We start from the raw sequence: 19,090 nt of genomic DNA on the forward strand, positions 1-19,090 counted from the left end.
AGCCGCCTTACAAACCGTTCAGGTCTTCGATGGCGTCGATCACCATGCCGGTGCCGATGGCGATGAGCAGGATGTCGGCTGCTACGCGCACGTATTTGTGGCCTGCGGGAGGCAAACCGATCTGCACCGAAATACCGCTGGGCAAGGGGTGGTAGATCACATCGGACGGCAGCGGGCGGCCCACGCGCCATTTTTTTGCCTGGCCTGGCGGCATGCAGCCGTTGCCTTTTTTGGCCAGCCCGGGTGGGCACTTGCCGGCCTTGAAACGCGGTTGGTAATAGTCGCGCACCGCCTGGCGCTGGGGTTCGCCAAAGTAGCCGCCGATCTGCACGTTGACGGAAATGCCCGACGACGAGGCCGCCAGGCGCGGGGCTTGGCTCACCTGGCGCTGGGTGTCTGGCTTACCGCCATGGCCGGGTTTGCCAGCCCATTCGGGCTTTTCAGCGGCGGCAGAAAACGCAAGAGAAGCCAGCAGCACACCCAGGCCCAGGGCACGGCGCGCGGCACGCGAAGAAAAATTCACAGGGGTCACGGTGCGGATTCTTTCAAGGGAAAACAAAGTTGGTGGTCGCGGTTGCATCATCGCCCAGAACCACCGCTTCCACGGCCTGGGTCTGGCCAGCGGCCGTGGCCTCCAGCGTGAACGGGCCGGCGGCCGCGCCGACCGGGGCAAACGCCAGCGCCGCGCCGCCCGCGTGCACCGCCAGCTCGGGTGCGGCGGTGGACAAGCGGTAGCGGTACTGGCCGGTGTCGCCGTCCACCGGGCGGTTGATGAGCTCAACCACCGCCGCAGGCAACGGCTGCAGCACACGCACCGAAGCGTCTACCGGCGACAGCGCCGTGGTGACGGTGCCGGTGAGCGTGCCGCTGCGGGTTGAGATGGCGGGGTCCAACGGGGTGGCCGCGGGGTGGATGCGCACAACAGTGCCCTCGGCCACCGCCACGCCGCTCACCACCGCAACCGCCCGCCCCGGTGCGGTCAGCACCAGGGTGTAGGTGCCCGGCAGCACCGGCTGCAACAGGAAGGAGCCTGAGAGCGAAGGGGTGGTGGAACGCAGGGTGACGCCGCCTTGCTGCAGGGCCACCGTGGTGCTGCCATTGGCCAGCGAAGTAGCCACTTCACCGGCCACGCCGGTGGCGGTGCGGGGAAACGCGGTGATGACCGGCTTAAGCAGGAACTGGCCCGAGCCCCCGGCTTTCACCACCGACTTGCAGGCATCGAAGTCGAGCACGACGTCGGCCAGCTGGTCGGTAGCCACATCCATACCAACGCGAATTTTCAAACCGGACTGCTGCGCGCTGGGTGTTTTCAGCGCCACCTCGGTGCCGCCGGTGGGAACCACCGAATTGGCCATCGGGTTCAGCACCGTGTTGTCGGCCAGCACCAGGCGCAGCTGGCGGTAGGTGCCTGCGGTCAGGCGGGTCTGGCCCAGCTCCATCAGCAGGCCGTTGGTGAGGGTGAGCAGGTCCACGCGCTGGGGTGGGTCTTGCACCAGGTCCACCCAGCCGCCATCGCTGTCGGCAGCGGTCGAACTCTGGTGCACGCGCACGCGCTCCACCGTCACGTTGACCTCGTCGTAACCGCACGACGGCGCGTCGGTCAGGGCCAGGCGCAGCGTGCCGCTGCCTGAAGCCTCACCCCCGCCGCCACCGCAGGCAGCCAACACGCCAAGCAACAGCATGGCAAACAGCAGGCGAAACCGGGTCAAAATGTTCATGTCAATGTCTCCTGAAGCAACAGCAAGCCGCCATTTTCAAGACGCTGCACCGGGCGCAGGGTTACCAGGTGTAAGTCCTGATGGACCCCACGCAACCGGACCCGCGATCCCCGCGCCTGCACACCACCACAAGGCCGCCCATGCCACAAGAAACCGAGCTCAAGCTCGCGCTGCACCCGCACGACCTGCCGCGCCTGCTGGCCCACCCGCTGCTGGTGGCCCAGGCGCCCCGGCGCGAGCGCCTGCGCAACACCTATTTCGACACCGCCGCGCTCACGCTGATGCAGCAGCGCCTGGCGGTGCGCGAACGGCAAGTGGGCCGGCGCACCCTGCTGACCGTGAAAACCGCCGGGCACAGCGTGGGCGGACTGAGCCAGCGCGGCGAATGGGAAGCCCCCACCCAGCCCGGACGGTTTGACTTTGCCGCTCTGGTGAACGACACAACGCTGGCCAAGCAACTCACCGCGCTGGCACCGCAACTGGTGCCGGTGTTTCGCACCGACTTCACCCGCCACAGCTGGCTGCTGCACCACGGTGGCGCGCAGGTGGAGGCGGCACTGGACCAAGGCTTCGTGGCCACCCGCAACGCCCAGGGCGCCCGGCGCGAGCCGCTGCTGGAACTGGAGCTGGAGCTGAAAACCGGGCCGGTGGACGCCCTGCTGGACCTGGCCCACACCCTCGCGCTGGGCCCCCAAGGACACGCCGCGCAAGGCATCTGGCTGCACCCGAGCGACCGCAGCAAGGCCGAACGCGGGCTGGCCTTGTATTTGAACCAGCCGCCCGGCCCGGTGAGAGCCGAGCCCGCCAAACCCGCACCCCAGGGCTCGCCCTTGATGGCGTTTCGCGCCGTGGCGCTGGGCAGCCTGGTGCACTTGCAGGCCAATGTGTCGGGCTGGCTGCAGGCAGAGGCAGCGCCCGCAAATCAGCCCAACCCCGAGTTCATGCACCAGGCGCGCCTGGCGCTGCGGCAGCTGCTCAAAGCCTTGAAGCGGTTTGGCCCGGTGCTGCCACGCCGGTTTGTGGCCCACTGGCGCGGGCAGTGGCAGGCCACAGAGCGCGCCCTGGCCAGCGCGAACAACCGGGAACGGCGAGCGGCGCTCAGCGCCCCCGCCCACGCACTGAACCTGCTCGCCTTCACCCGCGCCGTGCTGGCGCTGCAAGACCCGCCGCGCCCCACAAAGCGCGCGCGCTGAGCGACCGCCTGGCCCGCAAAGCGCTTGGCAAAACCCCGGCCAGCGCCCCACAATGGCCCCCACGTACACCACCGGGAGGACTCTGCCGTGTCAGCCATTACCTTGCGTTTTCTGGTCGAACCCGGGGCGGTCGGCCCGGGTGGTCATGTGCACAGCGGCACGGTGATGAAGTGGATCGACGAGGCCGGCTACGCCAGCGCCACCACCTGGGCGCGGGGGCCTTGCCGGGCGGTGTACATGAGCAGCATCCGGTTTTTGCGCGTGGTGAAACTGGGCGACCTGGTGGAGGTGCGGGCCCGGCTGGCCTTCACCGGCGAGACCCACATGAACATTGCGGTGGCGGTGCACAGCGGCGACCTGGCCACCCGCAAGCTGGAAAAAACCGCCGAATGCTTGGCGGTGTATGTGTCGCTGGACGCCGATGGCCAGCCCATGCGGGTGGACAGCTGGACGCCCGAAACGCCTGGTGAAATGGCGCTGGCCAGCAGCGCGCGGGCCCAGTTCGACGGCACGCGGCCCGCCCCCCTGGAATAGCGGGCGACCGGGCTTTTTCAGGTGCCGCTTAAACGAGGGCGCTGGGCCGCGCAGCCACCTTGTCGCGCCACGCCTGCAGCGCGGCAAAGCCTTCGTCGGCGGGCTTGAAGCGCATCAACCGCCCAAACTCGACGGCGCAAAACGCGGTGATGTCGGCGATGGTGAAACGCTCACCCGCCACCCAGGGCTGGCGCTGCAATTCGGCGTCGAGCCAGGCGGCGGTTTCACGGGCCTTGCCCGCCTGCGACTGGCCAAAGTCGGGAAACTGCGGTTGTTCCAGCGCCGCCAGCCCGGGGTGGGTGTGGCGAATGGCGTTGGCCAGCGGCAGCATGAAGGACCACTCCACGCGCCGGTCGGCCATTTCAATGAAGGCGCGCTCTTCAGACGTGCGCCCCATCAGGTTGGGCTCGGGCACGCGGCCTTCCATGTAGGTGCAAATAGCGCGGGTTTCGGTCAGCACGCGACCGTCGTCCAGCTCCAGTGCGGGCACCCGGGCCAGCGGGCTTTTGGCGCGGTACTGCTCGGTTTTGTGTTCCTGGGCGTTCAGGTCGATGTTGACCAGCTCCAGCCCATTGATATTTTTTTCAACCAGAAACATGAGCACGCGCCGGGGGTTGGGCGCGCGCGGGGAAACGAACAGCTTCATGGGGGGCCGCCTTTCCAACAAGGGGGTGTTTCAACGCGGGCTGGTTCGCTGGAGCGTTCGGCGGCGGTGTAGAAATTGATCATGCGCTGCGGCACCTCCATGGCCGTCGCGCATGGTAGTGGGCGGGCGGGTTTCTGTCGCGCCCGGGCTGTCGCGTGCGCGAAGCCTTCAGCGGGGCTCAGCCCTTGGCGGCTTCGAGCAGGTCGCGGGTGCGCAGCGCCTCGCGGCGGGCGGCGGCGGCAAAGTCTTCGCCGCTGGACGCGTACAGAATGGCGCGCGACGAATTGACGATGACCGGGCCGGTGGTGGCACCGCCTTGCGTGCGGTAGCCCGCGCGGATGGTGGCTACGGCGTCGCCGCCCTGTGCGCCCACGCCGGGAATGAGCAGCGGCAGGGTGGGCGCGAGCTCGCGCACGCGCTGAATTTCAGCCGGGTAGGTGGCGCCCACCACCAGGCCCAGCTGGCCGTTCAGGTTCCAGGGGCCTTGCGCCAGACGCGCCACGTGTTCGTACAGCAAAGGCTGGCCGTCCACCGAGGCCAGGCGCTGGTTTTGCAGGTCGTCGCCACCGGGGTTGGAGGTGCGGCAGAGCAAAAAAGCGCCCTTGCCGTGGTACTTCAAATAGGGCTGCACCGAGTCAAAACCCATGAAGGGCGAGAGCGTGACGGCGTCGGCGCCGTAGCGTTCAAACGCTTCGATGGCGTACTGCTCGGCGGTGCTGCCGATGTCGCCGCGCTTGGCGTCCAGAATCACCGGCACCTGCGGCGCCACGGCGCGCATGTGGGCCATCAGCTTTTCCAGCTGGTCTTCGGCGCGGTGCGCGGCGAAGTAGGCAATTTGCGGCTTGAAGGCGATGGCGGTGTCGGCCGTGGCTTCGACGATGGCGGCACAAAAGTCGTAAATGCGGCTGGCGTCACCCTTCAGGTGGGCGGGGAATTTGGCCGGGTCCGGGTCCAGGCCCACGCACAACAGGGAACGGTTCTGGCGCTCGGCGCCTTGCAGCATGTCGATGAAGGTCATGGCGTGATTTTACGGTTCGGCAACCAGCGCGACAGCGCAGCAGACGCCGCCAGCGCACCCGGCCACAAAGCCCCCTAAGATCGCGGCCATGCACGCCCTGTCTCGCCAACAACTGATCCTGCTCGTCCTGCTCACCCTGGTGTGGGGCGTCAACTGGCCGATCATGAAATTTGGTGTGACCGGTTTCCCGCCACTCACGTTTCGCACCATCTGCATGTGGATCGGGCTGCCGGTGCTGGGCGCGGTGCTGTTGTGGCGGCGGGTGCCGTTTCAGGTGGGCCGCGCGCACTGGCGCGAGCTGGCGCTGCTCACCGTGTTCAACATGTTCTTCTGGCACACGCTGGCCATCTTGGCCATTCAGACGCTGTCCAGCGGGCGCGCGGCCATTCTGGGCTACACCATGCCGGTGTTTTCAGCGCTGGTGGGCGCCTGGTGGTTTGGCCAGCGGCTGCAAAGCCGGGCCTGGGGTGGCGTGGCGGCGGCGGCGCTGGGCGTGGTGTTGCTGCTGTGGCACGAAATCACCAGCCTCTCAGGCAAGCCGCTGGGCGTGGCGATGATGCTGGTGGCCGCGGCCACCTGGGCGGTGGGCACGCAGCTGATGCGCCGCACCCGCATACCGCACCCCACGCTGGCGCTGTCGTTTTGGATGACGCTGTTCACCGCCTTGTGGATGACGCTGCTGGCGGTGGTGTTTGAACGCGACGCCTGGGTCTGGCCCACACCGGCCATTCAGGCGGCCATTGTGTACAACGCCATCGGCGTGTTTGCCTTTGCGCAAGTGGCCTGGCTGATGCTGGCGCGCGACCTGCCACCCATCGCGTCCACGCTGTCGGTCATGTTCATTCCGGTGCTGGGCGTGTTCAGCGGCGCATGGTGGCTGGGCGAGGTGCTGCACTGGCAAGACTGGGCCGCCGTGGCCCTGGTGATGGTGGCGATTGCCACGGTGTTGTTGCCGGCGCGGCGCTGACGCATGGAGCGCACCTTCGCAGGCACCCACGGAACCGGCTTTGCCGGGCCGTAGGGTGCGTCCCCCCTCCCAGCGCCACAGGCGCGCCAGAGAGGGGGGAAGACGCGTCAGCGACGCAGGGGGGTGTTCGCTGTCTCCATGGCCAGGCACAGGTCGGCCCAGGCCTTGCCCTTGTCGCTGGGGGTGCGCAGCAAATAGGCCGGGTGGTAGGTGACGATGACCGGCACGCCCTGGTAGCGGTGCACCTGCCCGCGCAGCTTGCCGATGGGCTCGTTGCTTTGCAGCAAAGACTGCACGGCAAAGCGCCCCATGGCGATGATGACCTTGGGTTGCACCAGCGCCACCTGGCGCGCCAAGTAGGGCGCGCACTGCGCCACCTCGGCGGGCCGGGGGTTGCGGTTGGCAGGCGGGCGGCACTTGAGCACGTTGGTGATGTAGGCGCCCTGAGCGCCCTCGCCGGTGCGGCTCAAACCCACGGCGCGCAGCATGTTGTCGAGCAGCTGACCCGCAGCGCCCACAAAAGGCTCGCCCTGCAAGTCTTCGTTTTCACCGGGTGCTTCGCCCACGATGAGCCAGTCGGCCTGCGTGCTGCCGGTGCCAAACACGGTGTGCTTGCGCCCTTCGCACAGGCCGCAGGCCTGGCAACTCGCCACGGCTTCGCGCAGCGCAGGCCAGTCCATCAGCTCGATACCCGCCGGGAGCGGTGCGAGAGCTGCTGGCGCAACCGGCGTTGGTGCTGTGGCATGGGCCGGGGTGGCTAGACGGGCGCTGGCGGTGACCGGTGGGCGGGCTGCCGCGGGTGCGGGCGCAGCGGGCGCCTGTGCAGCAAGCGGTGCTGCCGCAGGGCGGGCCACGGGCCGCTCGGGCTCGGGCGATGCCACGGGCGGTTTCACGGGCGCCGCCGGCTTGGGCGCCCACACGCGCACACCCATTTCGGCCAGCATGGCGCGCTGGCGCGCATCAAGCTGCGGCACGAACGAGGTGTCTGGCGCGTCGGTGTCAGCCGTTTCGGCGGCGGGTGTGGGCAGGTCTGTGCTCATGGCGTTTTTTCTTGGGCGGCCTGGGCTTGCGCCACCACCAGGTTCAGGCTCATCACCACGGCGTCTTCGCGCTCGCGCTGGCCTGCGGGGTAGTAGCCCCGGCGCAGGCCCACCTGGGCAAAACCGTAGCGTTCGTACAAAGCCCGCGCCGGCGTGTTGCTGTGGCGCACTTCCAGCCAGAGCCACTGCGCGCGCTGCCCGCGCGACCACAGCACCAGCGCGTCGAGCATGAAGCGCGCCCAGCCCTGGCGCTGCTGCGCCGGGGCCACGGTGATGTTGAGCAGGTGCACCTCGTCCACGCCGGGCATGGCCACCAGGTAGCCGAGCAGCACGCGGCCATCGGGCCGCCCAGGGTGGGCCACTTCGCCCGGCAGCGGCTCGCCCAGCAGCAGCACCGCCGGGTAGCCCGACTGCAGCGAATCGCTGAAATGCTTGCGCGACCAAGGGTGCGTGTAGGCGGTTTTTTCCACCTCGACCACGGCATCCAGGTCCGCCTCGGTCATGGGCACAAACGCAATGCGGCGCTGGCTGTGGGTGAGCGCGGGGCCGGGGCTTTCAGAGGTGGCCAGCGCGGGCCAGTCGCGCTGGGCCCAGGCAGGGGCTGGTGCCACGGCGCCGGGGGGCAGGGCTTGAGCGGAAGGGGCCATGAATCTCAGGCAGCGGTGGACGTGGCCGCTGGGGACACGGCCAGGCGCAGGGCATCGCGTTCGGCGGTGGTTTGCGCCACCTTGTCGCGCACATACAGCGGCAGCGCGTCGCGGGCCGCCGTGGCGACCCCGGCGGCCAGCAGGCCGGGCGCCAGCCGGAGCAAGGCGCTGGCGCTGGGCAAGGCCAGCAGGCGCTGGCCGGGCACATGGGCCAGCCGTTCGGCGTAAGCCGCAAACACGTTGCCCGCCAGCAGGCAACGCCCTTCGGCCAGGCCCGCATCGGCCGGCAGGCACTGCGCCAGATAGGCACCCAGATCTTGCGGCGCGCACAGGCGCGGCGGCGCCAGCGGGCTCAGGCCCTGGGCGGTTTGGGCGTAGGGCGCCACATACAGCTCGTCCATGCGCGCATCGAGCAAGGCCACGATCACGCCCGGCTGTTGCGGTGCCTCTGGCAGCGCCTGGCGCGCGGCGTCGGCCAGCGCCAGCAGCGTGTCCACCGCCAGCACCGGCAGGCCATCGGGCTGGCTGGGGCTTTGCACGCCATAAGCCAGGCCCTGCGCCACGGCACAGGCGGTGCGCAGCCCCGTGAACGAGCCTGGGCCACGGCCAAACACCACAGCGTCCAGGCTGTGCAGCGTCCAGCCGGCCTGGGTCAGCAGCGTTTGCACCAGAGGCAGCAGCGTGGCCGAAGCCTGGGCGCCGCCGGGGCCGGTGTGTTCCCACACCGGATCGCCGGGCACACCGCTGCCCAGCGCCACCGACAAGGTGTCGGTGCTGGTTTCAAGGGCCAGCAGGCGCAGAGCGGCCGGGGGCTTGGCAGACAAATCGGTGGCAACAACGGGCATCCGGGCATTATCGGCCACCCAGGCGCCGGCTGGCCGGTGAGCGCCGCCGCCCCATCCCGCCCGCCCATGCACAAATTCCGCCCTTTACACGGCTGGGGTACAGGGGACCCCGATCGCCGCCACATAATGAAAACACCATGTTTTCATCTGTTTTCCGCTCCTTTGTGACCCTGCCACTGCTGCTTGCCACCTTGGCTGGCTTGGCCTTGCCGGTGGCTGCGCAGCCTGCGGCCCCTGCAGGCGCGCTGCCGCCGGGCGTGTCGGCTGCGCTGGCGCGCGCGGGCGTGCCGGCCAGCGCGTTTTCGGCCCTGGTGGTGTCGCTGGACGCCAGCGCCCAGGAGCGGCTGCGCTACCGCGCCAGCACCTCGGTCAACCCGGCTTCGGTGATGAAGTTGGTGACCACTTACGCGGCCATCGACCTGCTGGGCCCCGACTTCACCTGGAATACCCGCTTTTACAGAGACGGCGAAGTCAGCCAGGGCGTGCTGCGCGGCAACCTGTATGTGCGTGGTGGCGGTGACCCAAAACTGGTGCTCGAACGCATCCAGGCCGCTTTCATGAACCTGCAAGACCAGGGCGTGCGCGTGATTTTGGGCGACCTGGTGCTCGACCACAGCGCGTTTGAACTGCCGGCCATGGACCCCGGCGCCTTTGACGGCGAAGCCCTGCGCCCCTACAACGCGTCACCCGACGCCCTGCTCGTCAACTTCAAGTCGGTGGTGCTGACGTTTCAGCCCGACACCACCGCCGGTGTGGCCCGCGTGACCAGCGAGCCGCCCATGGCCGGCCTCGACATCGACGCCACCGTGCCCTTGTCGCGCACCGGCTGCGGCGACTGGCGCGGCAGCTTGCAAGCCCGCTTCAACGACGCCAACACCATCCGGTTTGAAGGCCGCTACCCCGGCAGCTGCGGCGAACGCGTGTGGCCTGTGGCCTACCAAGACCCGGCCAGCTACGCAGCCCGCTCGCTCGAAGGCCTGTGGCGCGCCACCGGTGGCGCCATCACCGGCGAGGTGCGCGCCGGCCTCACGCCGCCGGGCGCCCGGCTGCTGCATGAGGCCCGCTCGCTGCCGCTCTCAGACATCATCACCGACGTGAACCAGTGGAGCAACAACGTGATGGCGCAGCAGGTGTTCCTCACGCTCGGTCAGCTGTCGCCCACGCGCGTGCTCACCGAAAGCAGCCTGGCCGACCGGCTCGCGCCCGTGCGCACCGCCCGCTTTGAGCGCTCGCGCGAGGTGGTGGCGAGCTGGTGGAAGCGCACCTTTGGCCTGCGCTACACCGCCCCCGTGATGGACAACGGCGCCGGCCTGTCCCGCATTGAACGCATCACCCCCGAAGCCCTGGTGGGCCTGCTGCGCCACGCCGCCGTGCACCCCAAAGGTGAGCAGTTTGTGCAGTCCCTGTCCATCGCAGGGGTCAGCGGCACCACCGCCCGCATGGCCCGCGGCGCCAACAGCGCCGCCCGCGGCAACGCCTGGCTCAAAACCGGCACCCTGCGCGACGTGACCGGCATCGCCGGCTACGTCAACGCAGCCAACGGCGCACGCTACGCTGTGGTGGGCTTCATCAACCACCCCAACGCACCAGCCGCGCGGCCGGCACTGGAAGCCTTGGTGGAATGGACGGCTGGGCAACCGGACTGAGGACGGGACCCCTGCCTTGACAGACGACCTGTGCCCGCGGCATGCACAGCCTGTCGCACCCACTGAACCACAAGTACAGCCAGAAAAAACGGCATGCGCGTCGACCGAAGACACCGCGCAAGCGCATCCTGCCCCCTCGTAAACCCTCTGTTGCCAGCTTCACGTAACAAGTAGCATAAAAATAGAACGATCGTTCTTTTATTGCACACAGGTTTTCAGGAGACCTCCCATGTTTTTGCGTACCAGTCTGGCCGCTGCGGCAGCGGCTCTTGTTCTCGTGGCTTGCGGCGGCGGCGATGACCCCGCGCCCATTCGAACCACGTCCGTCAAAGTCGTGGGCGACAGCCTGAATGACAGCGGTACCTTTGGTATCAAATTTACAGTGCAGGGAACGAACAGCGAACCCAGTCTGATCTGGATAGATCGTGTCACTGCTGCGGTTGGAGCGCCGGCCCTTTGCCCTAGGTATGTAGCAACCACCGCGACCAACGTCGCACTCAACCCTACAGCAACCTCCTGTACGAGTTATGGCGTCGGCGGTGGACGTGTCAACGTGAGCGGCACCGCCGGCGATGACACGCCTTTCTCCATCATTCAGCAACTTGAAGACGTGGCAGCCACAGGCAGCTATGGTGCCGAAGAACTGTTACTGGTTGACGGCGGCGGCAACGACGCTGCCGATTTGGTGGGTGCCTACCTAGCCGCCAGCTCCGACAATGGTGCCTCGTATGTAGCGTTGCTCAGTGAACTACTGACTCCCCTGGAAGTGCAAACCGCCGTGGGGGGCGGCGCGACAGGGCTAGCCGCAGCAGGCAACACATACATGGCAGCCCTGGCCAATCTGCTAGCCGATACACTGACCACGCAAGCACTGAACAAAGGCGCCCAACGCATCGTGGTCATCACTGCGCCCGATGTGACTGTGACGCCACGCTTTTTGGGCTTGCTGGCCTTGATCGGGCAAAGCAGTCCGGATACGGCAGCCACAGTTAAAGCCCTGGCGAACAGCTGGGTCGTTACTTTCAACACCCAACTTAAGAACCGACTCAACGGTAACAGCAAGGTCGCCGTCGTGGACTTTTACGCTGAACTGAATAAATGGGTATCCGAACCTACAGACTTTGGGTTAACAAACGCCACCACACCGGCCTGTCCCACCACAGGCACAGAGTCGGGCCTTCCCACTTACAGCATCGCCACCTGCACCGCGACTTTGCTGAGCACACCGCCATTCCCCACTGGGGAGACAACGGCGGATTGGTGGACCAGCTATGTGTTTTCAGACAACTTCCATGGCACACCACGAACCAATGAGCTGATGGGCCAACTGGTGACCCAGGCGCTTGACGCGAAAGGCTGGAGGTAAGTCGGATTCAGCTCAAGCCGCAGCCCGCTGCAAGCGGTCCCGCACGCCGTCCCATTCGGGGCTGGCGGGCGGGGTTTCTACCCAGATGAGTTTCACACCCGTGGCGTCGAGTTCGCGCAGGGTGGCAAACAGGGCTTGGGCGGCTTGCGCGGCGTCGTCGGGCATGCGGCGAAGGCTCACACCCCGGGCTGCTTTGAGCGGTGCGCGGGCGTACACCGCGATGTGGCGGGCATCGGGGCCCAGCAGATCCAGTGCGGACTGCAGGGGCTGGGCGGCCATGAGCCGCACTTTGGCGTTGGGCGCGTAGTGTGATTCGAGCGTGCCAGAGGCGCGCGGGGCCGCTTCGTCCCGCCCGCGCAGCGGCTGGCCGCAGGCGGCTTCCAGCTGCGCGGTGGTGACCATGCCGGGCCGCAGCAACACCGGGTGGCCGCGGGTGCAATCCACGATGGTGGACTCAATGCCCACCGGGCAAGCACCGCCGTCCAAAATCAACAGCGCGTCGTCAGGCAACTGCTTGAACTCTTCGGCCACATGCGCGGCGGTGGTGGGGCTGACGCGGCCGAAGCGGTTGGCGCTGGGTGCGGCCACGCCATACACGCCGTGTGCCCGGGCGGCCGCCAACAGCGCCTGCGCCACCGGGTGCGACGGGCAGCGCAGGCCCACCGAGTCTTGCCCACCGGCTGACACGGCGGCCACACCTTCGCGGCGAGGCAAAATCAGCGTGAGCGGGCCCGGCCAAAAGGCCTGCATGAGCGCCTGGGCAAAGGCGGGCACTTCGCGGGCGTAGTGGTCCACCCCGGCGCGCCAGCCTTGCGCTCCGTCACCGGGCGCCAGGTGCACGATGAGCGGGTGGTCGCTGGGGCGGCCTTTGGCTTCAAAAATGCGGTGCACCGCGCTGGCGTTGTCGGCGTCGGCCGCCAGGCCGTACACCGTTTCGGTGGGCATGCCCACCAGCGAGCCCGCGGCCAGCCGCTGCGCAGCCGCCTCAATGGCGGCGGGGTCGGTGGCGCTCAGCAGCAGAGGCATGGGTAACAGACGCTCAAACCCCGTCAAGCGCGGGCAGGCCCAGCAGCACCAGCACTTTCGCCGCGGTTTCGCGCACCTGTTCCACGGTGGGCGCGGTGATGTTCAGGTGGCCCATCTTGCGGCCTGGGCGGGCGCTGAGCTTGCCGTACAGGTGCAGGTGGGTGCCGGGCAACGCCAGCACCTGCGCCCATGGCGGCGACACGGGTTGTTCGCTGGGCTTGGCGCGCACGCCATTGGCATCAAACCACAGGTTGCCCAGCAGGTTGACCATGATGGCCGGGCTGTGCTGGCGCGGCGTGGGCAGCGGCAGGCCAGCCAGGGCCCGCACCTGGGCTTCAAACTGCGACAGGTCGCAGGCGTTTTGCGTGTAGTGGCCGCTGTTGTGCGGGCGCGGTGCCATTTCGTTGACGATCAGGTCGAGCCCGCCCTGGCCGTCGTCCACCAAGAAGTATTCAACGCACAGCACGCCCACGTAGTTCAGGTGGTTGGCAATGGCCACGGTGCTGGCGCGCGCACGCTCGGCCAGCGCCGCGGGCACCGCACCGTCGTAAACAGCGGTCAGCGCCAAAATGCCGTCGTGGTGGGTGTTGGCCTGCACCGGGAAGCTCACGCTCTGGCCGTCAGAGCCGCGCGCCACGATCACCGAGCACTCGGCCTGCAGCGGCATGAGCTTTTCAAGCACGCAGGGCACGCTGCCCAGCTGCGCCCAGGCAGCGGCAAGCTCTTCGGGGGTGCCCACGCGCAGCTGGCCCTTGCCGTCATAGCCCATGCGGGCGGTTTTCAAAATGCCGGGCAACAAATCGGCCGGCACGGCGGCCAGCAGCTCGGCGCTGGTGATGGCTGCGTAAGGCGCGGGGTACACGCCGCTGATGGGCGCGCATTGCACAAAGTGCGATTTTTCTTTGATGCGGTCTTGCGCCACCGCCACGCAAGCGGCCGACGGTACCACCGGCCGGTGGGCGCCCAGCGTGACCAGCGCGGGCGCCGGCACGTTTTCAAATTCGGTGGTGATGGCTTCGCAGCGCTGCATCAGCTGCGCCAGACCCTGCTCGTCATCGTAGGGGGTTTGAATGTGAAAGTGGCTTATCAGCCCGGCCGGGCTGGCTGGGTCGGGGTCGAGCACCGCCGTGAAATAACCCATGGCCTGGGCCGCCTGCACAAACATGCGGCCCAGCTGCCCGCCGCCCATGACGCCCAGCGTGATTTGCTGGCCACTGGCCGAGGTGCTGCCGGGAAGAAGGGGCTTGAAGCTCATGGGTGTTGGGGTCCAAAAATCAGGAAACGAAACGAACGAAATGATCACCGCCCAGAACATCATGTAACTGGCTTTGCCAGCCAGCAGATGTTGCCCCCTGGTGGGGGTCGCTCAAAGCGCGGCGGGGGTGGGTCATGCCGGCAGCGTCATGCCGCGTGCGGCTTCGGTCTGCGCGGCGCGAAAGGCTTCCAGCTGGTCGCGCAGGGCCGGGTTTTCGCTGGCCAGCAGGGCCACCGCAAACAGCGCCGCGTTGGCCGCACCCGCCTGGCCAATGGCAAAGGTGGCCACCGGCACACCCTTGGGCATTTGCACAATGCTGTGCAGCGAATCCACCCCGCTCAGGTGCTTGCTGGCCACCGGCACACCCAGCACCGGCACCACGGTTTTGGCCGCGATCATGCCCGGCAAATGGGCGGCACCGCCCGCGCCCGCAATGATGGCCTTGAGCCCGCGGCCCACAGCGGCTTCCGCGTAGGCAAACATGTCGTCGGGCATGCGGTGAGCCGACACCACGCGGGCCTCGTGCGTGATGCCGAAGTCTTTGAGAATCTGCACGGCGTGCTGCATGGTGTCCCAGTCGCTGCTGGAGCCCATGACCACGCCCACTTGGATGGGGTTCATGTGAGTGCCTTTTGCCCAGCCAATCCATGGCCGGGAGCATGAAGACCGGCCTGGAAAGCGGCCCGTCTCCGGTAAAGTGTCGATTTTACGTTTCGCGCCCTCGCACCGCCTCAGGCGGCTGTGGCGCCCCCATTCCAGAGCACCGCCATGATCGACGTCACCATTGCCAATTTTGAAACCGAAGTCATCGAGGCTTCGCAACACACCCCCGTGCTGGTGGATTTTTGGGCGCCCTGGTGCGGACCCTGCAAGGTCATTGGCCCTTTGCTGGAAAAAATTGAAGCCGCCTACGCGGGCCGCTTCAAGCTGGTGAAGATCGACACCGAACAAGAACAGCAACTGGCCGGCGCCTTTGGCATCAAGAGTATCCCCACCTGCGTGCTGATGATGAACGGCCAGCCCGTGGACGGCTTCATGGGCGCGCTGCCCGAAGGCCAGATCAAAGAATTTCTGGACAAGCACCTGCCCGCGGCCGAGGTGCTGGAAGCGGCTGAAGAAGAAGCCGATGCGCTGCAAGCGCTGGCGGCGGGCGACGTGGAAGGCGCGCTGGCCAAGCTGCAGCACGCCGTGCAAACCGACCCCGAAAACGACGACGCACGCTTTGACCTGGTGAAACTGCTGCTGGAACTGGAGCGCGACGATGAGGCCAAGGTGGCGTTTGCGCCGGTGATCGCCAAGTCCATGGCGGTGCGCCGGCTTGACTCGCTCAACCGCTGGATGAAAGCGCGCGACGCGCAAGACATGGTGGTGGACCCCGAGGCCTACGCCGCCGACCTGCAGGCCAAAATTGCCACCAACAAGCGCGACTTTGCCAGCCGCTTTGCACTGGCCCAACTGCTGATGGCCCACAGCCAGTTTGTGCCCGCCATGGACGAGCTGCTGGAGATTTTGATGCGCGACAAGAGCTGGAACGAAGACCTTGCCCGCAAGACCTTCATCGCCATCCTGGACATCATCGAGCCGCCCAAGCCCAAGGTGGCCGAAGGCCAGGTGCCCCCCGAAGACCCCACGGTGGCCACCTACCGCCGGCGGTTGTCGAGCGTGGTGCTGAGCTGATCAGAGACCCATCACATGCCGACCGAGCGCGATGTTCTGGTGGTCAGTGGCTCTGCAGCTTTTCCTGCAGCCACACCTTGATCAGCGACTGATACGGCACGTCCCGCGCATTCGCCGCCACCTTGATCGAGTCCAGCAAATGCTGGGGCAGGCGCAGCGAAATGGTCTTAGTGGTCGGCTTGAGGTTCGGCAGGCTGGCCTTGCGGGCTTTGGACCAATCCAGGTGCTCGGTAGAGTCATGCGATTCCCAGTACGCACGTTCCTGCGCCTCGTTCGCAAACTTGGGGATGGGCTTACGTGGCGTTTTCATAAATGGCTCGCTCCTTTCGGTGCATGTCGCGCGCGGAAATCACCCGGATCAAGGCCCCGGATTGCCGCAAGGTGAAGGTGATGTGCAATGTCCGTCCGGCGTCTGTCTTGCCCAGGGCATGAAACCGGGGCTCAGACTGGCTGTGGGCGCCGTCTTCCAGCAACAGCAGCGGCTGGTTGAAAAAAACCTGCTCCGCCTCGGCCATAGACACCCCGTGCTTCTCATTCTTTCGGGCGTTTCCTTCGTCCCAATTGAACCCCGACAGACTTTCCAGATCGATCATTTTTGTATATTACTATCATGTACACAAAAGAAGAAGCGCCGGTCTTTGCGGAGGGGGTTTTCAGATCCGCTGGTCGGTCGAAGGCTTCTTCCAGAGGTTGATGCCGCCGTCCACCGCATGCTGGTCAATGGCGGCCAGCTCGTCGGCGCTGAAATTCAAGTTGTCGAGCGCACCCACCAGCTCGGTGATCTGCTCGGGCTTGCTGGCACCTATCAGCGCCGAGCTCATGCCCGGCTGGCGCAGCACCCAGGCCACAGCCATCTGGGCCAGGCTTTGGCCGCGCGCCAGGGCAATGCCGTTCAGTGCGCGCACATGCGCCAGGTTTTGCTCGCTCAGGTGGGCCGCGGTGAACGAGCCGCCGCCCGGGCGGTTGATGCGCGCGTCCTCAGGCACACCGTTCAGGTATTTGCTGGTCAGCAGGCCCTGGGCCAGCGGGCTGAAGGCGATGCAGCCCATGCCTTCGGCCTGCAAGGTGTCCAGCAAATCTTCTTCCACCCAGCGGTTCACCAGGCTGTACGACGGCTGGTGGATCAGCAGCGGCACGCCCATGCTGCGCAAAATGGCGGCGGCTTCACGCGTTTTGCCGGCCGAGTAGCTGGAAATGCCCACGTACAGCGCCTTGCCCTGCTGCACCGCCGTGGCCAGCGCGCCCATGGTTTCTTCCAGCGGGGTGTCGGCGTCGAAGCGGTGGGAATAGAAGATGTCCACGTAGTCCAGCCCCATGCGCTTCAAGCTCTGGTCCAGGCTGGCCAGCACGTATTTGCGCGAGCCGCCACCCTGGCCATACGGCCCGGGCCACATGTCCCAGCCCGCCTTGCTGGAGATGATGAGTTCGTCCCGGTAGGGTCGAAAGTCGCGGCGCAGGTGCTCACCAAAATTGGTTTCGGCGCTGCCGGCCGGCGGGCCGTAGTTGTTGGCCAGGTCAAAGTGGGTGATACCCGCGTCAAACGCGGTGCGCAACATGGCCCGCTGCGTTTCCATGGGCGTGGCGTCGCCAAAGTTGTGCCACAGGCCCAGGGTAATGCTGGGCAGCTTCAGGCCGCTCTTGCCGACGGTGCGGTAGGGCATGCGCTCGTAGCGGGTGGGGTTGGCGGTGTACATGGGTGCGTCTCCTGGTTTTGGTTGGCTGCACTGTACCCAGTAACCCGGTGGTAACCACAGCGTCACCGCACGCAGCCCATCTTTTCGACCGATGAGCTTGGGGCCATACCGGCGCAAAAATAGTCTTTACGACTTTTATATGTCGCATAAAATGGTTTGCGACATTTTTTTGTCGCAATGCACCAGCAACCTCATCGAAGCCCACCCCATGCCACGCGTCACCCCCAGCCAGGAGCTGGACAAGTTGGTCGAACTCATCGGCAGCGCAACCGACAGCGTAGGCATTGAAGCCATTGAGCTGCAGTTGGGCACTCCGATCCACCGCCGCACCCTGCAGCGGCGCCTGGCCTTGCTGGTGGAACAGCAACGCATCGAAATGCTGGGGGATCGCCGCACCGCGCGCTACCGCCGCCGGACATCGACTGTTCGCGCGGAAGAGCCCGAGGCGGCCTGGCGCACCGCCCCAAAGCCCGACGACCTGCCCCTTTCCGCAGCCGGGGCCGAGATCCGCGCCCACGTCACCCAGCCGCGCCACCTGCGTTGCCCGGCGGGCTACCGGCAGTCGTTCCTGGAGCAATACCACCCCAACCACACGGCCTATCTGCCACCCGCCTTGCGCGAGCAACTGCACGCCATGGGTCGCTCGCCCGCCGCGCAGACGCCGGCCGGCACCTTCGCCAGAGACATCCTCAACCGCCTGCTGATTGACCTGTCGTGGGCCTCGTCGCAGCTGGAGGGCAACACCTACAGCCGTCTGGACACCGAGCGGCTGATCGCGTTTGGTCAGGCCGCCGAAGGCAAGGACGCGCTGGAAACGCAGATGATCCTGAATCACAAGCAGGCCATCGAATACCTGGTGCTCAGCCCCGACAACGCCCGCGTGCAGACCGACACCCTGATCGCGCTGCACGCTTTCTTGTCAGACGGCCTGATGGCCGACCCCACCGCCGTGGGCCGCGTGCGCCGCCGCGCCGTGGAAATCGGCGGCAGCGTCTACCTGCCCCTGGCGCTGCCCCAGCGGCTGGAAGAGCTGCTGGGCATCGTGGTGCAGATGGCGGCCGAGATCGCCGACCCGTTCGAGCAGGCCTTCTTTCTGATGGTGCACCTGCCCTATCTGCAGCCGTTCGAGGACGTGAACAAACGCGTCTCGCGGCTGGCCGCCAACATCCCGTTCATTCGACACAACCTTTGCCCGCTGTCCTTCATCGACGTGCCGCAACAGGCCTATGTGAACGCCATGCTCGGCGTGTACGAACTGAACCGCGTGGAGCTGTTGCGCGACGTATTCGTGTGGGCCTACGAGCGCTCGTGCCAGCAATACGTGGCGATCCAGCAGACCCTGGTGCCCCCGGACATCTTCCGGCTGCGCCACCGGCAGGCGCTGGCCGAGGTGGTCGCCGTCATCGTGCGCCAAGGCGAAGCCGCCACCGAAGAGGCTGTGAAGAGCAAGATTCCCGCCACAGTGCCGCCGGACGAGCACGCGCATTTCACCACGCTGGTGCTGGCCGAATTTGCATCTCTGCACGAGGGCAATGCGGTGCGGTTTGGGATTCGGCCGCTGGAGTTTTCTGAATGGCAGCGGCGGTAGATAGGCGCTCGTTGCGGTGCGGGATACGGAAACCCTTCGCTCGCTGGGCCGGCACACCGGGGCGCCCTGCGCCGCTCATGTCCCCCGACGGCTTGCGGCCGTCTCCTCCCTGACTTCGCTATGCAGGACAAGCCGGCGCGCCGGTCCGGGGATTGGGACGGGTGAACCAGGTCATCTCCTCTTTCTGGCTGACCCGTTAGGACAGAAGCTACCTTTTAACGTTTGCGCTA

General features: G+C 66.7%; 20 protein-coding genes. 7 read left to right on the plus strand and 13 right to left on the minus strand.

The window, feature by feature from the left end; genetic code table 11:
• Positions 1 to 7: 7 nt before the first annotated feature.
• On the minus strand, positions 8 to 532 hold the full coding sequence (locus tag AC0GNR_RS08875) for a hypothetical protein (protein WP_472900593.1): 525 nt from the start codon (positions 530 to 532) through the stop codon (positions 8 to 10).
• Positions 533 to 545: 13 nt separating this feature from the next.
• Positions 546 to 1,718, minus strand: coding sequence for a DUF4382 domain-containing protein (locus AC0GNR_RS08880; protein WP_472900594.1), 1,173 nt, complete (start codon positions 1,716 to 1,718; stop codon positions 546 to 548).
• Between the two features lie 140 nt (positions 1,719 to 1,858).
• Here AC0GNR_RS08880 and AC0GNR_RS08885 point away from each other — a divergent pair, with 140 nt between their 5' ends.
• Positions 1,859 to 2,911 carry a CYTH domain-containing protein gene (locus tag AC0GNR_RS08885; RefSeq protein ID WP_472900595.1) on the plus strand — a complete coding sequence of 351 codons (1,053 nt, stop codon included), beginning with the start codon at positions 1,859 to 1,861 and terminating at the stop codon, positions 2,909 to 2,911.
• An 87-nt stretch (positions 2,912 to 2,998) separates the two neighbouring features.
• Positions 2,999 to 3,445 carry an acyl-CoA thioesterase gene (locus AC0GNR_RS08890; protein ID WP_472900596.1) on the plus strand — a complete coding sequence of 149 codons (447 nt, stop codon included), beginning with the start codon at positions 2,999 to 3,001 and terminating at the stop codon, positions 3,443 to 3,445.
• Positions 3,446 to 3,473: 28 nt separating this feature from the next.
• Here the strand turns inward: AC0GNR_RS08890 and AC0GNR_RS08895 are convergent, their stop codons facing one another.
• Both AC0GNR_RS08895 and pyrF read right to left on the minus strand, forming a co-directional pair.
• Positions 3,474 to 4,091 carry a glutathione S-transferase family protein gene (locus tag AC0GNR_RS08895; protein ID WP_472900597.1) on the minus strand — a complete coding sequence of 206 codons (618 nt, stop codon included), beginning with the start codon at positions 4,089 to 4,091 and terminating at the stop codon, positions 3,474 to 3,476.
• Positions 4,092 to 4,269: 178 nt separating this feature from the next.
• Complete coding sequence (pyrF, locus tag AC0GNR_RS08900) at positions 4,270 to 5,109, minus strand: orotidine-5'-phosphate decarboxylase (RefSeq protein WP_472900598.1); 840 nt, start codon at positions 5,107 to 5,109, stop codon at positions 4,270 to 4,272.
• A gap of 88 nt (positions 5,110 to 5,197) precedes the next feature.
• Between pyrF and AC0GNR_RS08905 the strand changes: the two genes are divergently transcribed.
• Positions 5,198 to 6,076 carry a DMT family transporter gene (locus AC0GNR_RS08905; protein WP_472900599.1) on the plus strand — a complete coding sequence of 293 codons (879 nt, stop codon included), beginning with the start codon at positions 5,198 to 5,200 and terminating at the stop codon, positions 6,074 to 6,076.
• Positions 6,077 to 6,183: 107 nt separating this feature from the next.
• On the opposite strand, the gene AC0GNR_RS08910 is transcribed toward AC0GNR_RS08905, so the two are convergent.
• From AC0GNR_RS08910 to tsaB, 3 genes are all read right to left on the minus strand, one after another.
• A complete protein-coding gene (locus AC0GNR_RS08910; protein WP_472900633.1) occupies positions 6,184 to 7,008 on the minus strand; it encodes a uracil-DNA glycosylase in 825 nt (274 codons plus the stop codon).
• Positions 7,009 to 7,112: 104 nt separating this feature from the next.
• Entirely contained in the window at positions 7,113 to 7,619 is a 507-nt protein-coding gene (gene rimI / locus AC0GNR_RS08915) for a ribosomal protein S18-alanine N-acetyltransferase (RefSeq protein WP_472900634.1), read from the minus strand.
• Between the two features lie 149 nt (positions 7,620 to 7,768).
• A complete protein-coding gene (gene tsaB, locus AC0GNR_RS08920; protein ID WP_472900635.1) occupies positions 7,769 to 8,563 on the minus strand; it encodes a tRNA (adenosine(37)-N6)-threonylcarbamoyltransferase complex dimerization subunit type 1 TsaB in 795 nt (264 codons plus the stop codon).
• 182 nt (positions 8,564 to 8,745) lie between these two features.
• Here tsaB and dacB point away from each other — a divergent pair, with 182 nt between their 5' ends.
• Together dacB and AC0GNR_RS08930 are read left to right on the plus strand one after the other, a co-directional pair.
• Positions 8,746 to 10,254: a D-alanyl-D-alanine carboxypeptidase/D-alanyl-D-alanine endopeptidase gene (dacB, locus tag AC0GNR_RS08925; protein ID WP_472900600.1), complete on the plus strand. Its 1,509-nt coding sequence runs from the start codon at positions 8,746 to 8,748 to the stop codon at positions 10,252 to 10,254.
• Between the two features lie 229 nt (positions 10,255 to 10,483).
• Complete coding sequence (locus AC0GNR_RS08930; protein WP_472900601.1) at positions 10,484 to 11,620, plus strand: SGNH/GDSL hydrolase family protein; 1,137 nt, start codon at positions 10,484 to 10,486, stop codon at positions 11,618 to 11,620.
• A 12-nt stretch (positions 11,621 to 11,632) separates the two neighbouring features.
• Here the strand turns inward: AC0GNR_RS08930 and AC0GNR_RS08935 are convergent, their stop codons facing one another.
• The 3 genes from AC0GNR_RS08935 to purE form a co-directional block, all read right to left on the minus strand.
• Positions 11,633 to 12,640 carry an L-threonylcarbamoyladenylate synthase gene (locus tag AC0GNR_RS08935; protein WP_472900636.1) on the minus strand — a complete coding sequence of 336 codons (1,008 nt, stop codon included), beginning with the start codon at positions 12,638 to 12,640 and terminating at the stop codon, positions 11,633 to 11,635.
• Positions 12,641 to 12,659: 19 nt separating this feature from the next.
• Positions 12,660 to 13,901, minus strand: a complete 1,242-nt coding sequence (locus AC0GNR_RS08940; RefSeq protein WP_472900602.1) for a 5-(carboxyamino)imidazole ribonucleotide synthase — start codon at positions 13,899 to 13,901, stop codon at positions 12,660 to 12,662.
• Between the two features lie 132 nt (positions 13,902 to 14,033).
• Positions 14,034 to 14,522 (minus strand): 5-(carboxyamino)imidazole ribonucleotide mutase, encoded by a 489-nt coding sequence (gene purE, locus AC0GNR_RS08945; protein WP_472900603.1) that lies wholly within the window; start codon positions 14,520 to 14,522, stop codon positions 14,034 to 14,036.
• Between the two features lie 147 nt (positions 14,523 to 14,669).
• On the opposite strand from purE, the gene trxA reads away from it, so the two are divergent.
• Positions 14,670 to 15,578 (plus strand): thioredoxin, encoded by a 909-nt coding sequence (gene trxA / locus AC0GNR_RS08950; RefSeq protein WP_472900604.1) that lies wholly within the window; start codon positions 14,670 to 14,672, stop codon positions 15,576 to 15,578.
• A gap of 43 nt (positions 15,579 to 15,621) precedes the next feature.
• On the opposite strand, the gene AC0GNR_RS08955 is transcribed toward trxA, so the two are convergent.
• Genes AC0GNR_RS08955 through mgrA form a run of 3 tightly spaced genes read right to left on the minus strand, consistent with a single transcriptional unit; the run spans position 15,622 to position 17,272 of the window.
• Complete coding sequence (locus AC0GNR_RS08955) at positions 15,622 to 15,888, minus strand: BrnA antitoxin family protein (RefSeq protein ID WP_472900605.1); 267 nt, start codon at positions 15,886 to 15,888, stop codon at positions 15,622 to 15,624.
• Positions 15,872 to 16,171 carry a BrnT family toxin gene (locus tag AC0GNR_RS08960; protein WP_472900606.1) on the minus strand — a complete coding sequence of 100 codons (300 nt, stop codon included), beginning with the start codon at positions 16,169 to 16,171 and terminating at the stop codon, positions 15,872 to 15,874. The genes AC0GNR_RS08955 and AC0GNR_RS08960 overlap by 17 nt, the downstream gene beginning before the upstream one ends.
• Positions 16,172 to 16,231: 60 nt before the next feature.
• Positions 16,232 to 17,272 (minus strand): L-glyceraldehyde 3-phosphate reductase, encoded by a 1,041-nt coding sequence (mgrA, locus tag AC0GNR_RS08965; RefSeq protein WP_472900607.1) that lies wholly within the window; start codon positions 17,270 to 17,272, stop codon positions 16,232 to 16,234.
• Positions 17,273 to 17,480: 208 nt separating this feature from the next.
• Here mgrA and AC0GNR_RS08970 point away from each other — a divergent pair, with 208 nt between their 5' ends.
• Positions 17,481 to 18,860 (plus strand): Fic family protein, encoded by a 1,380-nt coding sequence (locus AC0GNR_RS08970; RefSeq protein WP_472900608.1) that lies wholly within the window; start codon positions 17,481 to 17,483, stop codon positions 18,858 to 18,860.
• The last annotated feature ends 230 nt before the right edge of the window (positions 18,861 to 19,090 follow it).

This window comes from Hydrogenophaga sp. LT287 (assembly GCF_055702805.1).

What these genes read in the sequence shown, in the direction of transcription:
- trxA (WP_472900604.1), top strand. Translation starts at nt 14,670, where the DNA reads ATGATCGACGTCACCATTGCCAATTTTGAAACCGAAGTCATCGAGGCT.
- AC0GNR_RS08885 (WP_472900595.1), top strand. Translation starts at nt 1,859, where the DNA reads ATGCCACAAGAAACCGAGCTCAAGCTCGCGCTGCACCCGCACGACCTG.
- AC0GNR_RS08930 (WP_472900601.1), top strand. Translation starts at nt 10,484, where the DNA reads ATGTTTTTGCGTACCAGTCTGGCCGCTGCGGCAGCGGCTCTTGTTCTC.
- dacB (WP_472900600.1), top strand. Translation starts at nt 8,746, where the DNA reads ATGTTTTCATCTGTTTTCCGCTCCTTTGTGACCCTGCCACTGCTGCTT.
- AC0GNR_RS08940 (WP_472900602.1), bottom strand. Translation starts at nt 13,901, where the DNA reads ATGAGCTTCAAGCCCCTTCTTCCCGGCAGCACCTCGGCCAGTGGCCAG.
- AC0GNR_RS08910 (WP_472900633.1), bottom strand. Translation starts at nt 7,008, where the DNA reads ATGGGTGTGCGCGTGTGGGCGCCCAAGCCGGCGGCGCCCGTGAAACCG.
- AC0GNR_RS08970 (WP_472900608.1), top strand. Translation starts at nt 17,481, where the DNA reads ATGCCACGCGTCACCCCCAGCCAGGAGCTGGACAAGTTGGTCGAACTC.
- rimI (WP_472900634.1), bottom strand. Translation starts at nt 7,619, where the DNA reads ATGACCGAGGCGGACCTGGATGCCGTGGTCGAGGTGGAAAAAACCGCC.
- AC0GNR_RS08960 (WP_472900606.1), bottom strand. Translation starts at nt 16,171, where the DNA reads ATGATCGATCTGGAAAGTCTGTCGGGGTTCAATTGGGACGAAGGAAAC.
- AC0GNR_RS08895 (WP_472900597.1), bottom strand. Translation starts at nt 4,091, where the DNA reads ATGAAGCTGTTCGTTTCCCCGCGCGCGCCCAACCCCCGGCGCGTGCTC.
- pyrF (WP_472900598.1), bottom strand. Translation starts at nt 5,109, where the DNA reads ATGACCTTCATCGACATGCTGCAAGGCGCCGAGCGCCAGAACCGTTCC.
- AC0GNR_RS08955 (WP_472900605.1), bottom strand. Translation starts at nt 15,888, where the DNA reads ATGAAAACGCCACGTAAGCCCATCCCCAAGTTTGCGAACGAGGCGCAG.
- AC0GNR_RS08880 (WP_472900594.1), bottom strand. Translation starts at nt 1,718, where the DNA reads ATGAACATTTTGACCCGGTTTCGCCTGCTGTTTGCCATGCTGTTGCTT.
- mgrA (WP_472900607.1), bottom strand. Translation starts at nt 17,272, where the DNA reads ATGTACACCGCCAACCCCACCCGCTACGAGCGCATGCCCTACCGCACC.
- AC0GNR_RS08905 (WP_472900599.1), top strand. Translation starts at nt 5,198, where the DNA reads ATGCACGCCCTGTCTCGCCAACAACTGATCCTGCTCGTCCTGCTCACC.
- purE (WP_472900603.1), bottom strand. Translation starts at nt 14,522, where the DNA reads ATGAACCCCATCCAAGTGGGCGTGGTCATGGGCTCCAGCAGCGACTGG.